A 13,946-nucleotide genomic window follows, 5' to 3' on the forward strand; every position below is an offset into this window, starting at 1 on the left:
AGACGAACCTGCACAGATTTGCAAATAATTGCATCACATTATTCAAACCCGTGAATAACGTACAAATATTTGTTGACATATTGAAAATTCCATCTCTATAATCATCCAGCTGAAATGGAAAGCACATCGTTAATTACTTCGCGGAAAATTTTACAATGGAGGATAGTATGGATTTAGCAACGTTGGACATATCTTCAATGAAGAAGAAAATAATTGAAGCGGAAGGTACCCACTACCCGTCCAAAACCTATGCCGAATATGCCAATAAGCCCAACTACGACACATCCAAAAAGGAATTTCCTATTTTGGTGAGTATCCAGAAAGCTCATTTTTTCATGCTGGTAAAACAAAACTTATTAAACAAGGATGATACCGAAGCAATAAAAAAAGCACTGTCGTCCATTCCCTATGAGGAATTCTATTCCAGTGAATACGACAGAAAAAACGAAGACATGTACTACACCATGGAAAGCTGGATGATGAAAAAGTTCGGGGATGGAACGGGAAATCTCCATCTTGGCAGGAGCCGGAATGATATCGGAAACACTACCATGCGTATCCGCTTAAGAAATTCCCTGCTGGAAATTATGGACTCGCTGCAGGAACTGCATACCGCCTTTATCGCATTGGCAAAGGAATACCGTGATCTGATTATGGTAGCCCATACCCATTCCCAGCAGGCGCAGATCGGTACCTTCGGTCATATACTGATCGGTTTTGCGAAGGTCCTTGAACGGCGTATGGAGGACTGCAAACACGCCTATGCGACGGTCAACCAGAGCCCCATGGGCGCGGCGGCCATTGAAACCTCCGGTTTCAATATGGACAGGGATATTGTTTCGGAATTATTAGGGTTTGACAGCCTGATCGAAAATTCCTATGACGCCATCGCGTGTTCCGACCATATTTCTCAGGCTGCCTGTGCGGTGAAAATTACCGCGATAGAAATCGGACGCATTACCACCAGCCTTTTGTGGTGGAATACCCAGGAATTTGATCTGATCAGATGTGCCCCGTGTTTTGTCGGAACCAGTTCCATTATGCCTCAGAAAAGAAATCCCGGACCGCTGGAATATATCCGGAAAAAAAATGCCCGGATAATCGGTGAGTGTGATGCGGTACTGCTGGAAGCGGATAATGTTCCTTACGAAGAATATCTCAACCTGGGGGAAGCAACGGAAGGTGCGCTTTCCGCGATGTCCGGACTGAAAAAGGTCATCCATCTGCTGTCTCTGGTTATGTCGACCATGGGTGTGGAAGAGAAAAGTTTTGAAAGATGGGCACGGCAAACCTTTGCCGGAATTACCGAGTTTTCCGATATGCTGGTACGGGAAGAAGGAATAAATTACCGATTAGCCCATCATGTGGCTCATGAAATTTCAGGCTATTGCGTTGACAACAGCATTACTCTGGACAAAATGCAGTTTGATATTATTGAAAAATCCTTTGAGAAGGTTGTCGGAAGAAAATTGTCCGCCAGCCATGACACGGTTATGAAAAGCCTTGATTCAACCAATTTTGTGAAGGTCCGTACGGTAAAAGGCGGGCCGGCCCCGGAACCAATGCAGGTCATGCTTGAGAATTGCGCTAAAATCCATAACCAGAACGATCAATGGATTGCCGGCACAAAATCAAGATTGGAGGAAAGTGCCCAAAAACTGGAAAAAGCGTTTAATTCTATTAATTAAGGTTTCTGTACATGGGTTATGTTACTTGAGGTTTTTCATAACCCAAAATTTGAAAAAAGCAGATTTTAAATTTGAGAACTGTATGGCAAAAAACTGTCTGCTTTAGAGGTCTGTGGGGACGTTGCTCAAAACCAACCGGATTTTGAGCAATCCTTAAATATTTGTCCTTTTAAAGGAGTTATTACATGAAACGCATGGTACCTGTTTTTTTGATTTTAGGTCTCGCGGCTATGATGTTTACAAGCTGCAGCGGAAGCAAAGATACACCGTCCGCTTCTTCCGGCGCCGGCGGGGCGCAATACAAGGATACCTTAAATGTCGTTATAGAATCAGAACCCAGTACCCTGTTCCCCTACGACCAGAATGAATTCTACACAGAAACTATTATTAAGCTCATTTACGATACCCTGATCTACAGAACCAATGATGACAAATGGGAATTCACCAGCGAAGTAGCGAAGAGCTGGGAATATATCGCCGACAACCAGGTCAGATTCCATTTGAATGACAATATTTATTTCAGCAACGGTGAAAAGATGACCGCGGAGGATGTCAAATTCTCCCTGGAAACCGCCAACACTTTTACCCGGGTATTGTTCTACAAACAGCTCGATAAAGTCGAAGTAGTCGATGATCTCACGGTTGATGTGTATACCTTCGGACCAAACCCGGCCCTGTTCAGCAACCTGGCCCACCCCCGTTCGTCGCTTATTTCCAAGAAATACTATGAAGAAGTCGGCAAGGAAGGGTACGCCCGGAAACCGGTCGGTTCAGGTCCCTACACTTTGGCAAACTGGAATACCGGTATTGCTATTGATGTCAAGGCCAGAGACAATTACTGGAGAGGTACACCCGGAACTCCCAACATTCATTTTTCGTTTGTTCCCGAAGCTGCCAGCCGTTCCGTGGAAATGGAAACCGGCGCGGCCGATATAGTCACCAGCCCGGACTACAATGACCTTGACCGAATGACCGGACTCGGCTTTGAAGTGGTCGCCAAGAAAAGCGCCCGGATCGCAGGTGTATTTGTCAACTACGGAAACGTACCGGACCTGAAAATCCGCCAAGCCCTGGCATACGCCATTGATTACCCCGCGGTGGTCGAGGCTGTGTACGGCAATATGGCCACCGTTGCCGACGGTATATTCCCCAACACAGTACCCGGATATGAAAAAAACTGGACCATTTCGTATAATCTTGAAAAGGCGAAACAGCTTGTGGCTGAATCCAGGACTCCCCGCGGTCTTTCCCTGGAAGTCATGAGCTACGATCAGACTGAAACGAGCCAGCTTGCCGAAATACTGCAGTTCTATTGGAAGCAGATAGGGATAGACGTAAAGATATCCCAGAACTCCTTTGCCACGGTGCAGAAGCGGCAGTCGGCGGGGGATTATCAGCTGTATCCCATGGCAAGCCAGTACGGTACCCTCGATCCGAGCCGCGCTACCTATCAGTTTGACGGAAAAATTCCCACCATGCTCAATCTGCCCCCGGAAATTAATGCCGAGTTTAAATCCTATTGGGACAGGGGTGCGACGGAAATTGATCTGACCAAGCGTCTGGCTATCTATAAGGAATATCAGGAAAAGATTGTGGAACAGGTGGTGTATATTCCTATAGCGCATAAGATGATTGCCTATATTACCAGTAAGAATGTAGAAGGCTTCTACGGCGCTCCCGGAGGTATCACAACCCTCTGGCAGGTAAAAGTTAAGAAGTAACAATCCTTTGCTCAGGGAGGGCATGTATGAGCCCTCCCTGTTCCTATATTTTTGGGGAATTAATATACCATGATTAGATTTATCATAAAGCGGATACTTTTGATCATCCCTGTTTTGCTTGGTATCTCTCTGTTGATTTTTACAATGCTTTATTTTACTCCCGGCGATCCCACCATAGTAATCATGCCCCAGGATGCTACTGAAGAAGCACGGGCTCAAATGCGCCATGAACTGGGATTGGACAGGCCCTTCTGGGTCCGGTACGGTGAATATTTGAAGAACATCGTTACCAAGCTGGATTTCGGGACTTCATATACAACCCGGCAATCCGTTTCTGTGGAATTGTTTCAAAAATTTCCTTTTACCTTAAAATTGGCTTTTTTGAGCGCCATAGTGGCCACGGTATTTGGGGTAATTCTGGGAATTGTTTCCGCGGTACGGCAGTATACTATTTTTGATAACCTATCTACGGTAATAGGGTTGGCGGCCTATTCTATGCCTATCTTCTGGTTGGGAATGCTGCTGATAATAGTATTTGCCGTCAATCTGCGGTGGCTGCCATCATCGGGAGTAGCTACCTGGAAGGGCTGGATTCTCCCCGCTGTTACCATCGGCACGAATCATATAGCAAAAATAATGCGTATGACCAGATCCAGTATGCTGGAGGTTATGCGGCAGGATTATATCACCACCGCCCGCGCAAAGGGACTGGAAGAACGGGAAGTTATTTTCAAGCACGCCTTCGGCAATGCGTTTATCCCCGTCATTACTACGATTGGGCTTACCTTCGGCCAGACTCTGGGCGGAGCGGTAGTGACCGAACGGGTGTTCTCCATCCCCGGCATTGGTATGTTTATGGTAGATTCAATACGCATGCTGAACTATCCCGTTGTGCAGGGTGCTGTTCTTCTGACAGCCTTCTCTTTCAGTATGATGAATCTGTTAATTGATATTCTCTACGCGTTTATTGATCCCCGCATTAAAGCCCAGTACATGAAAAAGAAGAAACACAAAGTCCCGGTAACAGCAAAGGGGGCAGTGCAATCATGAAACCGTATCTGAAAAAAGAACAGAATGAATATGGCTTCGGTCCGTGGCAGCAGGCCTGGCTTACCTATAAAAAAAGCAAGACTGCCATGGCTGGCCTGATTGTTTTTGCAGCCTTGATTCTGGTGGCGGTATTTGCGGACAAAATCGCCCCCTACGGATATGACGACCAGAATCTGGCGGTGCGTTTTACCCCGCCGGGGAAGGATTTTATCTTCGGTACCGACAACTTCGGCAGGGATATTTTCAGCCGCATTGTCCTGGGAAGCCGTTACTCAATGGTAATCGGGGCGGTGGCCATGTCTTTTTCCTGTATCGTAGGAACAATCCTGGGAGCAATCGCCGGTTTTTACAATGACATCATTGATAACGCCATCATGCGCTTTATTGACCTGCTCATGGCTATTCCCAGTATCATGCTGGCCATAAGTATCATCGCGGTATTGGGGAATGGTGTCCAGAACGTAATACTCGCGGTTGGAATCAGCTCAGTGCCGGCCTATGCCCGGCAGATCCGGGCAACAGTTCTATCAATCAAAGACCAGGAATTTATTGAGGCCGCTACCTGTATCGGGTCAAGCAGAATCCGTACCCTGTTCCGCCATGTGCTGCCCAATTGTCTGGCGCCGATTATCGTTCAGATGTCGCTGAGCGTTTCCCAGGCTATTCTTTCAGCGTCCTCCCTGAGCTTTATCGGCCTTGGGATCACCCCTCCCCTTCCTGAATGGGGAGCCATGCTTTCCGCAGGGCGGCCTTATATACGGGAATATGCCTGGATTGTCACTTTCCCCGGATTGGCAATAATGCTTGTGGTCTTTGCCCTCAACCTGATGGGCGACGGACTCCGTGACGCCCTTGACCCCCGGCTTAAGCGGTAAGGAGACAGTATGAGTCTTTTAGAAGTCAATAACCTTACCATATATTATGAGAAAGAACAGAGTGTAGTAAAAGCGGTTAATGGTATTTCCTTTAAACTAGCCGAAGGGGAAACCATGGGACTGGTGGGAGAGACCGGCGCGGGTAAAACGACAACCGCCCTGGGTATGATGAATCTGGTACCAAATCCTCCGGGAAAGATAAAATCCGGGGAAGTACTGGTGGATGGAAAAAATGTCCTGACCATGTCCAAGAAGGAATTGAGTCGTTTCCACGGGAACCAGGCTGCAATGATCTTTCAGGATCCCATGACTTCCCTTAACCCGATTATGACCGTAGGGAATCAGATCGCGGAAACCATCAGGCATCACGAGAAACTTTCCAGGGCCGATGCGTATAAGAGCGCGGAAAAAATGCTTGAGACCGTCGGTATTGATTCGGACCGTATGAGCGATTACCCTCATCAGTTCTCCGGGGGAATGAAACAGCGGGTAGTGATAGCCATAGCCCTAGCCTGCAATCCCAGGCTGCTGCTGGCTGATGAACCTACCACCGCCCTGGATGTAACTATACAGGCGCAGATCCTGGATTTAATGAACGATCTGAAAAAGAAATACAGTATGGGCATGCTGATGATCACCCACGATCTGGGGGTAGTGGCTGAAATGTGCCAAAGAGTTTCCATTATGTACGCAGGCCGGCTTGTGGAGAGCGGTGATCTGGAAGATGTTTTTGACAGGCCATCCCATCCCTATACGAGAGGTCTGCTCAGTTCTCTGCCGAGTCTCAACGAGGACATGGAGCGGCTGAGGCCCATACCGGGCATGATGCCCGACCCGGCCAATCTGCCTGCCGGCTGCCCATTTTGTCCCCGCTGCGAACAGCGCATGGAAATATGCCAGGATACCATGCCCGGCAACATGGAAGTCAGTAACGGACATTTTACCATGTGCCATCTGTATTCATCCAACAAGGGAGGCACGACATGAGTACCTTTCTGGAAGTTTCAAATCTGAAAAAACATTTTAAAACTCCCAAGGGATTGCTCCATGCCGTGGATGGGGTTAATTTCAAGATTGATGAAGGCAAGACATTAGGCGTGGTCGGAGAATCCGGGTGCGGCAAATCAACCCTTGGCCGGCTCATTGTACACCTCCATGAAATTACGGATGGGAAAATATTTTTTGAAGGCCGGGATATAACCAACCCGCCGCCCAAGGAAATGAAAATCCTCCGCAAAAAAATGCAGATGATTTTCCAGGATCCCTATTCCTCAATCGACCCCCGGATGACGGTCTTTGAGATCATAGGAGAGCCGCTGAAGATCCTGAATCTGTATTCGAATAAGGAAGATTACAATAAACAAATCGATCAGATCATGGATATCGTGGGCCTGGCAAAAAGGGTGCGCGGGGCCTACCCCCATGAACTGGACGGCGGCCGCCGTCAGCGTATCGGCATAGCCAGGGCGCTCGTCCTCAATCCCCAATTTATTGTCTGTGATGAACCCGTTTCCGCGCTGGATGTTTCAATCCAAGCCCAGATACTGAACCTCATGCAGGATCTTCAGCGGGACCGGAACCTGACGTATATGTTCATCACCCATGACCTTTCGGTGGTAAAACATATCTCGGACAATATCGCCGTTATGTATCTTGGCCTGATAGTAGAGTTCTGTGAAACCAAAGCGCTCTTTAAAGCCCCTGCCCATCCCTACACCCGGGCATTGCTGTCCGCCATACCTATTCCGTCGGTCCACGAAAGACGCAAACGGATTATATTAAAAGGAGAAATTTCTTCTCCCATAAACCCAGCGGAATGCTGCCGTTTTGCCGGACGCTGTATTTACGCAAAGGAGCGCTGCCAGCAGGAAGCGCCCCAGCTGCGCGAAGTCACTCCGGGTCATTTCTGCGCCTGCCATTTCGCGGAGGAGATATAACAGACGGCCTTCAAAAAGCAAAGGTCTTTAGCAGGCTGCCATAAAAGGTCTTGAAAGAATAAAAATGAAAATTACTGCAATTGAAACAGCCGTTTATCAGTGGGAACGCAAAATTCCTATTACCAACGGATTGCATACCTATCCGACTCATACATTGGGGCTTATAAAGATAAAAACCGATGAGGGAATTGAAGGGATTGGGTACGGCAAGGTACAGCTGGTAAAACAGTTTGAAGAACAGTTACTAGGCGAAGATCCGTTATGTGTCGAAAGAATCTGGCATAAATTGTGGATTCCAAAACTGGTTGGAAGAAGAGGTCCGACAACCAACGCGATAAGTTCTATTGATATTGCCCTCTGGGATATCCGTGCTAAAGCAGCCGGCATGCCCCTTTACAAATTACTGGGCGGAGCAAAAGACCGTATCCCGGTCTATATAGCCGGCGGGTATTATCAGGAAGGAAAGGATCTGCCTGCGTTAGCCCAGGAAATGAAAGATTATATAGCGATGGGTGCTACGGCTGTTAAGATGAAGGTGGGGGCTAAATCAATCAGCGAAGACGCGAAGCGGGTTGAAGCTGTAAGAAAAGCAGTGGGTGATGAAATAAAAGTCATGGTTGACGCCAATTGCGCGTACAATTTACATGAGGCGATCATGTTTGCGAAACGGATCGAGGAATATTCTCCGTACTGGTTTGAGGAACCGGTTCAGCCCGATGACTATGACGGTTTTAGAAGAATTGGAGAAGCGACATCTATTCCGGTGGCAACCGGAGAAAATGAATACACCCGTTTCGGGTTCCGGGATTTACTGAATCAGGGGCAGGTACCGATCTTAAACGCCGACGCGTTTGTATTAGGCGGGATAACCGAGTTTATGAAGGTAGCCGCCTTAGCCCAGGCGCATAACCGAATGATAGCACCCCATGGCGACCAAACAATACACGTTCATTTACAGTGCGCTATTCAAAACAGCCTTATTCTGGAATATTACCCGGAAAGATTTTATGATCTAAAAGACACGGTGTATACATACTCATTAGGACTCAACTCTGATGGAACCGTTTCCCCTCCCGCAGTTCCGGGCCATGGGTTTTACCCCAATGAGGATTTTCTTAAGCCATACCGTATAGATATTTAATTAAAAAAACAAACTGGGATGGCGCGGCCGTAAAGCCGGCACACATATAGGAGGCGACAAGGACCTTTATTTTTTTCTTGATTGCTCCCTCATTGGATTGTATAATTCTTTTCGAAACCCATGTTATTTTTTCATCCGGAAAGCAGGGGTCCTTACCATGATATAGGAGGATTGTGTAAAAAATGAAAAGTAACATAGAAAATAATGACAGCCATTATACAAGGATAAAGTCGTTCCTTTCATCAATGTCCCCGGCTCAGCAGAAGATAGCCAATTATATTATTTCCAGTTCCGAACAGATCAGTCATTTATCAATAACACAGCTTGCCAGGAAAACCGGGGTTGATCCGGCGACCATTACCAGGTTTTGCCACTTTCTTGGGTTTAAGGGATATTCAGATTTTAAGTACTCGATCAGCCACCGGCTTGTTTCACCGCAAATTATTGAGTTTAAACCTTATTGCGAGAATGATACGGTTTCCGAAATTATGGAAAAAATGAACGTGAACTGCCAGCAGATTTGGCAGGATGTTTACCATCTTATAGATCCTAAGTTGATAGAGCGGACAGCTAAGCTGATTTACAATTCTAAAGCGGTTTATATTTTTGCCGCCGGCGGCTCAACGGGAACCGCGTATTACGCCCAGAAAATATTTCTCCAGATTGGCATTCAATGTCATTTGTTTTCCGACATTATGTTTTCCATACCCGCTTCCGAACACTTAAAAAGTGATGATGTGGTGTTTGCTATTTCCTACTCCGGTGAAGGTAAAATGGTTGTTGAATCGGTAAAAAACGCAAAAAAGAAATGCGCCAATATCATTGGGCTTACCGGGTTTCCGACTTCCGAATTGGCGAAAAACTCAGATATTGTTTTGTGTTTTAATTCAAGAGTTCCGGATGATATTATGTATGTGCACATGGTCTGTATAATGGAAATTTCTATTATTGGTATGTTACAGCACACAATTTATAATAAATACCACAAAGAACTGCTTCCGTTTATAAAAAAATCAAAAGACGCTGTTAAGCTTGCTTTGAATAATTAGCGGTTGCTGATGTTTTCAGTCCTGAACGATTCTCTTTAATTGCTTTATGCGTAATGATATAGAAAGAAACCAGAAATGTCCGCACGGTAATTATCATCCGCGCAAACACAATACATACTATTTCTCTATTCATATATTTTCGCGGCCATTAGAATGTTTGCAAAAACATTCCAGGAAATATCCGCTGGTGTTTTTTCTCCCATATTTATATAGTAACCATCTATTTGACTTACCCATGCCGCCATAGCGCTTAAATAACGGGTCAGATCTGCATTTTCCCATTCATCTGGATTATCTTTCAAATCCTTTTTCAATAGTTTTATGAACTGGACAAAATCATTTTTACTTCTTACGTTATTGACTATTTCATATAATTTCATTGTAGTTAGCCTTTAGTAATTTATTGCAATCGAAGTACCTTCATTTTTTCAGATCTAATTATTTTTTACTATTTTACTGTATACTATCATCCCATTAGGGAAAAATCTATTACCTTTACTAGATGTAAAGCCAGACTGCCATAGAACGGACCATCATGGGGGTTTGATGCCGGTACAGTGTCTGCAGTATACTGGCTGTCAGCATTCATACAAAGGAACTTCCGTGGAAGAAAAAGCCATCGTTATTGTCGGAGCCCGGCAGAACAACCTCAAAAATCTCTCCCTGCGGATTCCCAAAAATCGCATCACCGTTTTTACCGGCGTCTCCGGCTCCGGAAAATCTTCCCTGGTTTTTGAGACCATCGGCGCCGAAGCCCAGCGGCAGATCAACGAAACCCAATCGGGTTTTGCACGGAATCGTCTCGTTCACATGGGCGCCGCTGAGGTGGATTCCATCGAAAACCTCAATGTGCCGGTGATCATCAACCAGAAACGTCTGGGCGGCAACGCCCGGTCCACCGTGGGCACCGCAACGGATATATACACCCACCTCAGACTGCTCTTTTCCCGGGTTGGCCGGCCCTTCGCGGGATTTTCCCATGTGTTTTCCTTTAATCATCCCCAGGGCATGTGTCCCCGCTGTGAAGGACTGGGGTATATCCAGACTATCAGCACGGAGAGGCTTATCGACAGAGAAAAATCCCTGAACGAGGGGGCCATCCGTTTTCCAACCTTCCAGCCAGGAGGCTGGCGGCTCACCCGGTATACCAAATCAGGATACTTCGACAACGAAAGGAAACTGAAGGATTTTACCCCCGAAGAATGGAACACACTCCTTTACGCAGAAGAGCACAAACCCAAAAAGCCCGATTCCGACTGGGGTAAAACCGTACTGTACGAAGGGCTTTTTCCCCGGATAGAGAAAGCCTTCCTCAAAAAGGATTCCCGGGAGCACGCCCAGCGGAAGAAGCTCCTCAAGGAAATCATCATCAAGGAAATCTGTCCGGAATGCGGCGGGAAACGGCTCAATAAGAAAGTTCTCTCCTGCCGGATTAACGGTATGAATATCGCCGACTGCGCGGCGCTGCCCGCGGATGAGCTTTTGGCCTTTGCGGAGACCATAGACAGCGGCCCCTTTGAAAGTGTGGCCGCGGAACTCCGGCGCAAACTCGAACATCTCGTGGCCATCGGCCTTTCCTATCTGAGCCTAGACCGAGAGACCGGTACGCTTTCCGGCGGAGAGTCCCAGCGGATAAAAATGGTGAAACACCTGGGGAGCAGTTTGGTGGACCTGCTCTATATATTCGATGAGCCCAGCATCGGACTCCATCCCAAGGATATCCACCACATTGCGGAGATCATCACCCGTATCAGGGACAAAGGAAACACAGTGCTAATCGTGGAACACGATCCGGACCTTATCAGGCTGGCGGACCACGTGGTGGATATGGGACCCAGTTCGGGCAGGAACGGCGGGGAAATTGTTTATCAGGGAAGTTTCAGCGGCCTGGCCCGGTCAGCGGGAAAGACCGGCGGTTACTTCTCCCGGAGCAGGGGATACAACCGGACGCCCCGGGAACCCCGGGGTTTTCTGGAAATCAAACACGCCGGGCTTTACAACCTCAGAGATCTCACGGTTAAAATACCCCGGGAGGTTTTTGCCGCCGTCACCGGAGTGGCGGGTTCGGGAAAGAGTACCCTCATAAGCCGGGTGATGCCGCTCCAGTATCCGGAGGCGGTGATCATCGACCAGGGGGCTTTTACCGGCACGGTCCGGGGGACACTGCTCACCTACCTGGGACTTCTCGGCGATATCCGGGATCTCTTTGCCCGGGTAAACAGGGTCAGTCCCGGACTCTTCAGCCGGAACAGCGGCGGAGCATGTCCCAGCTGCCGCGGCCTCGGCATGGAACGCCTGGACTTGGCTTTTATGGGAGATATTGAAACCATCTGTGAGGTCTGCGGCGGAACCGGTTTTAATCCGGAAGTGCTGAAATATGAATTTAATAGAAGAAATATTGCTCAAGTGATGGACCTTACCGTGTCCGAAGCGCGGGATTTCTTCCGGGAGGATTTCTCCGGGGACAGTGTGTTTATGGAGAAACTTAATCTTCTGCACCGGCTGGGACTGGACTACCTCACCTTGGGCCAGCGGCTGGACAGTTTTTCCGGAGGAGAACGTCAGCGGCTGAAACTCTCCAAACGCCTGGACAGCACCGGCCGGCTCCTGGTGCTGGACGAGCCCAGTACCGGCCTCCACTCCGCGGATACTGAAAAGCTTATGGCCGTGCTGAACGGCCTGGTAGACCAGGGCAATACCCTTATCGTCATTGAGCATAACCTGGATATCATTTCCCGGGCAGACTGGATTATTGATCTGGGTCCGGGTGCCGGAAGGAACGGCGGAAAAATTGTCTTTGAAGGAACCGCGGAGGAGCTGCTCGAATGCAAGAGCTCCGAGACAGGCCGGTATCTCAGAAAGCATCTGGCATCATAACGGAATCTTCGGTATACTGGTTATACTATCGAGGGGTGATGTTTTGAAACTTCCTATTGCCCATGCTCCATGCAAGGTCTGATACAGGACGGAAATTGCATGGAGCGGCAGTTTAATGACGCCGTCCTAATCAGGCTTTGCATTTCAATCTATTACGATTTGAAGGAGCAAAGCCATGAAGAAATCACATATATTTTCAGACCTCAGGGATTTTCTGATTCTCTGGGTTTCTCAGTCCGTATCCACCCTGGGTACGGCCATGACCAATTTCGCGCTTATCGTCTGGATATACGGACAGAAAGGTACGGCTTCCAGTGTAACGCTGCTGTCGGTCTGTTCGTTTTTACCGTCCATACTCTTTTGTTTTATCGCCGGCACCATTGCTGACCGGTGGGATAAAAAGCGTATCATGCTGGCAGCCGATCTTATGGCGGCCGTGGGAACCGTAACAATACTGGCGCTGTATCTCACATCGTCGCTGCGGATATGGCATCTGTATATCATCAATTTTCTGCTTAGTTTTATGAACGCCTTTCAGAATCCCGCTTCCTATGTGGCGACGAGCTTACTGGTTCCCAAGGAACACTATATCAAAGTCAGCGGACTGCAGGCTTTGTCCGGTTCTATAGCGACGATCCTCGCCCCGGCCATGGGCAGTATGGTACTTGCCTTCGGCGGCCTGGAGGCTGTCCTCGCTGTGGATCTTACCACATTTTCAATCGCGTTTCTGATACTGCTGTTTGCGATCAAAATTCCAAAGGTCAGAAGCGGGGCTGAAAATACAGAAGAGTCTTTTATAAAAAGCTGTATGGCAGGCATACATTTCCTGCGGAGCAACCAGGCCCTGCTGGGTATTATCCTCTTCTTCGCTTTTATCAACTTCATCTCAAAAATGGGCGGATACGGCATGCTGCCGGCGCTGGTCCTCAGCCGGACGGGGAATAATCAGATCGCCCTGGGAATGGTGGAAGCCGCGGTCGGACTCGGCACGCTCGCCGGCAGTATTCTGGTAACCGTCATAAAACCCGCAAAAAGCCGTATTACAGTTATCTTTTTTTCCTGCGGTATTTCGTTTCTCCTGGGCGATGTGGGACAGAGCTTGACCCGCAGCCTACCCTTCTGGATAAGCGCGGCGTTCGCGTCCAATATACCCATGGCTTTTCTGAACGCCAATTTAACGGCCCTTATGCGGACCGCGGTTCCCATCGGAATGCAGGGGCGGGTTTTCTCCGCCCGGGATACCATCCAGTACAGCACCATACCGGTGGGCCTTTTCCTCGGCGGTGTGCTGGCGGACAAAGTTTTTGAACCATTTATGGCAGCAGCCTCACCGCTGCAGAAAATACTGTCGTTTTTTTTCGGTTCTGGGAAAGGTTCGGGCATTGCCGTCATCTTTTTCATCGTGGGCGCCCTCGGATTCGCGGCAAGCTGTCTCGCCTTCCGGAATCCGCTGTACAGAACCCTGGATGAAAAATATAACCGGGAACAAAAACAATAATGCATCCGGAACCCGGGATTTTTCCGGGTTCCGGCCGTTTCTGATACTAAAATCCTAGATAAAAACGGCCCTTTTCATACTTTTTTCCGATTCGCGGAAAGATTTTTTTT

At 48.0% G+C, this 13,946-nt stretch carries 11 protein-coding genes; 10 read left to right on the forward strand and 1 reads right to left on the reverse strand.

The window, feature by feature from the left end:
* The first annotated feature begins 167 nt into the window (after positions 1 to 167).
* From argH to JFL75_RS07925, 8 genes are all read left to right on the forward strand, one after another.
* A complete protein-coding gene (argH, locus tag JFL75_RS07890) occupies positions 168 to 1,688 on the forward strand; it encodes an argininosuccinate lyase (protein ID WP_215626136.1) in 1,521 nt (506 codons plus the stop codon).
* Between the two features lie 185 nt (positions 1,689 to 1,873).
* Complete coding sequence (locus tag JFL75_RS07895; protein WP_215626137.1) at positions 1,874 to 3,409, forward strand: ABC transporter substrate-binding protein; 1,536 nt, start codon at positions 1,874 to 1,876, stop codon at positions 3,407 to 3,409.
* A gap of 69 nt (positions 3,410 to 3,478) precedes the next feature.
* A complete protein-coding gene (locus JFL75_RS07900) occupies positions 3,479 to 4,459 on the forward strand; it encodes an ABC transporter permease (RefSeq protein ID WP_215626138.1) in 981 nt (326 codons plus the stop codon).
* A complete protein-coding gene (locus tag JFL75_RS07905; protein ID WP_215626139.1) occupies positions 4,456 to 5,334 on the forward strand; it encodes an ABC transporter permease in 879 nt (292 codons plus the stop codon). The genes JFL75_RS07900 and JFL75_RS07905 overlap by 4 nt, the downstream gene beginning before the upstream one ends.
* A 9-nt stretch (positions 5,335 to 5,343) precedes the next feature.
* The gene (locus tag JFL75_RS07910; RefSeq protein WP_215626140.1) at positions 5,344 to 6,321 is read left to right on the forward strand and encodes an ABC transporter ATP-binding protein; all 978 of its coding nucleotides are present in this window, start codon (positions 5,344 to 5,346) and stop codon (positions 6,319 to 6,321) included.
* Positions 6,318 to 7,271: an ABC transporter ATP-binding protein gene (locus JFL75_RS07915; protein ID WP_215626141.1), complete on the forward strand. Its 954-nt coding sequence runs from the start codon at positions 6,318 to 6,320 to the stop codon at positions 7,269 to 7,271. The genes JFL75_RS07910 and JFL75_RS07915 overlap by 4 nt, the downstream gene beginning before the upstream one ends.
* A 64-nt stretch (positions 7,272 to 7,335) precedes the next feature.
* Positions 7,336 to 8,412, forward strand: a complete 1,077-nt coding sequence (locus JFL75_RS07920) for a mandelate racemase/muconate lactonizing enzyme family protein (protein ID WP_215626142.1) — start codon at positions 7,336 to 7,338, stop codon at positions 8,410 to 8,412.
* Positions 8,413 to 8,594: 182 nt separating this feature from the next.
* Positions 8,595 to 9,461 (forward strand): MurR/RpiR family transcriptional regulator, encoded by an 867-nt coding sequence (locus JFL75_RS07925; RefSeq protein WP_215626143.1) that lies wholly within the window; start codon positions 8,595 to 8,597, stop codon positions 9,459 to 9,461.
* A 125-nt stretch (positions 9,462 to 9,586) separates the two neighbouring features.
* Here the strand turns inward: JFL75_RS07925 and JFL75_RS07930 are convergent, their stop codons facing one another.
* Positions 9,587 to 9,841, reverse strand: coding sequence for a DUF7660 family protein (locus JFL75_RS07930; RefSeq protein WP_215626144.1), 255 nt, complete (start codon positions 9,839 to 9,841; stop codon positions 9,587 to 9,589).
* 223 nt (positions 9,842 to 10,064) lie between these two features.
* Between JFL75_RS07930 and JFL75_RS07935 the strand changes: the two genes are divergently transcribed.
* Together JFL75_RS07935 and JFL75_RS07940 are read left to right on the forward strand one after the other, a co-directional pair.
* On the forward strand, positions 10,065 to 12,338 hold the full coding sequence (locus JFL75_RS07935) for an excinuclease ABC subunit UvrA (protein WP_215626145.1): 2,274 nt from the start codon (positions 10,065 to 10,067) through the stop codon (positions 12,336 to 12,338).
* A gap of 175 nt (positions 12,339 to 12,513) precedes the next feature.
* On the forward strand, positions 12,514 to 13,836 hold the full coding sequence (locus JFL75_RS07940) for an MFS transporter (RefSeq protein ID WP_215626146.1): 1,323 nt from the start codon (positions 12,514 to 12,516) through the stop codon (positions 13,834 to 13,836).
* Positions 13,837 to 13,946 lie beyond the last annotated feature (110 nt).

It is taken from the genome of Breznakiella homolactica (genome assembly GCF_016616095.2).
GTDB classification, from domain to species: domain Bacteria; phylum Spirochaetota; class Spirochaetia; order Treponematales; family Breznakiellaceae; genus Breznakiella; species Breznakiella homolactica.

Bases quoted from the DNA above. Each gene is read 5' to 3' on its own strand.
- JFL75_RS07925 (WP_215626143.1), top strand. From the start codon at position 8,595: ATGAAAAGTAACATAGAAAATAATGACAGCCATTATACAAGGATAAAG.
- JFL75_RS07920 (WP_215626142.1), top strand. From the start codon at position 7,336: ATGAAAATTACTGCAATTGAAACAGCCGTTTATCAGTGGGAACGCAAA.
- argH (WP_215626136.1), top strand. From the start codon at position 168: ATGGATTTAGCAACGTTGGACATATCTTCAATGAAGAAGAAAATAATT.
- JFL75_RS07900 (WP_215626138.1), top strand. From the start codon at position 3,479: ATGATTAGATTTATCATAAAGCGGATACTTTTGATCATCCCTGTTTTG.
- JFL75_RS07915 (WP_215626141.1), top strand. From the start codon at position 6,318: ATGAGTACCTTTCTGGAAGTTTCAAATCTGAAAAAACATTTTAAAACT.
- JFL75_RS07930 (WP_215626144.1), bottom strand. From the start codon at position 9,841: ATGAAATTATATGAAATAGTCAATAACGTAAGAAGTAAAAATGATTTT.
- JFL75_RS07910 (WP_215626140.1), top strand. From the start codon at position 5,344: ATGAGTCTTTTAGAAGTCAATAACCTTACCATATATTATGAGAAAGAA.
- JFL75_RS07895 (WP_215626137.1), top strand. From the start codon at position 1,874: ATGAAACGCATGGTACCTGTTTTTTTGATTTTAGGTCTCGCGGCTATG.
- JFL75_RS07905 (WP_215626139.1), top strand. From the start codon at position 4,456: ATGAAACCGTATCTGAAAAAAGAACAGAATGAATATGGCTTCGGTCCG.
- JFL75_RS07940 (WP_215626146.1), top strand. From the start codon at position 12,514: ATGAAGAAATCACATATATTTTCAGACCTCAGGGATTTTCTGATTCTC.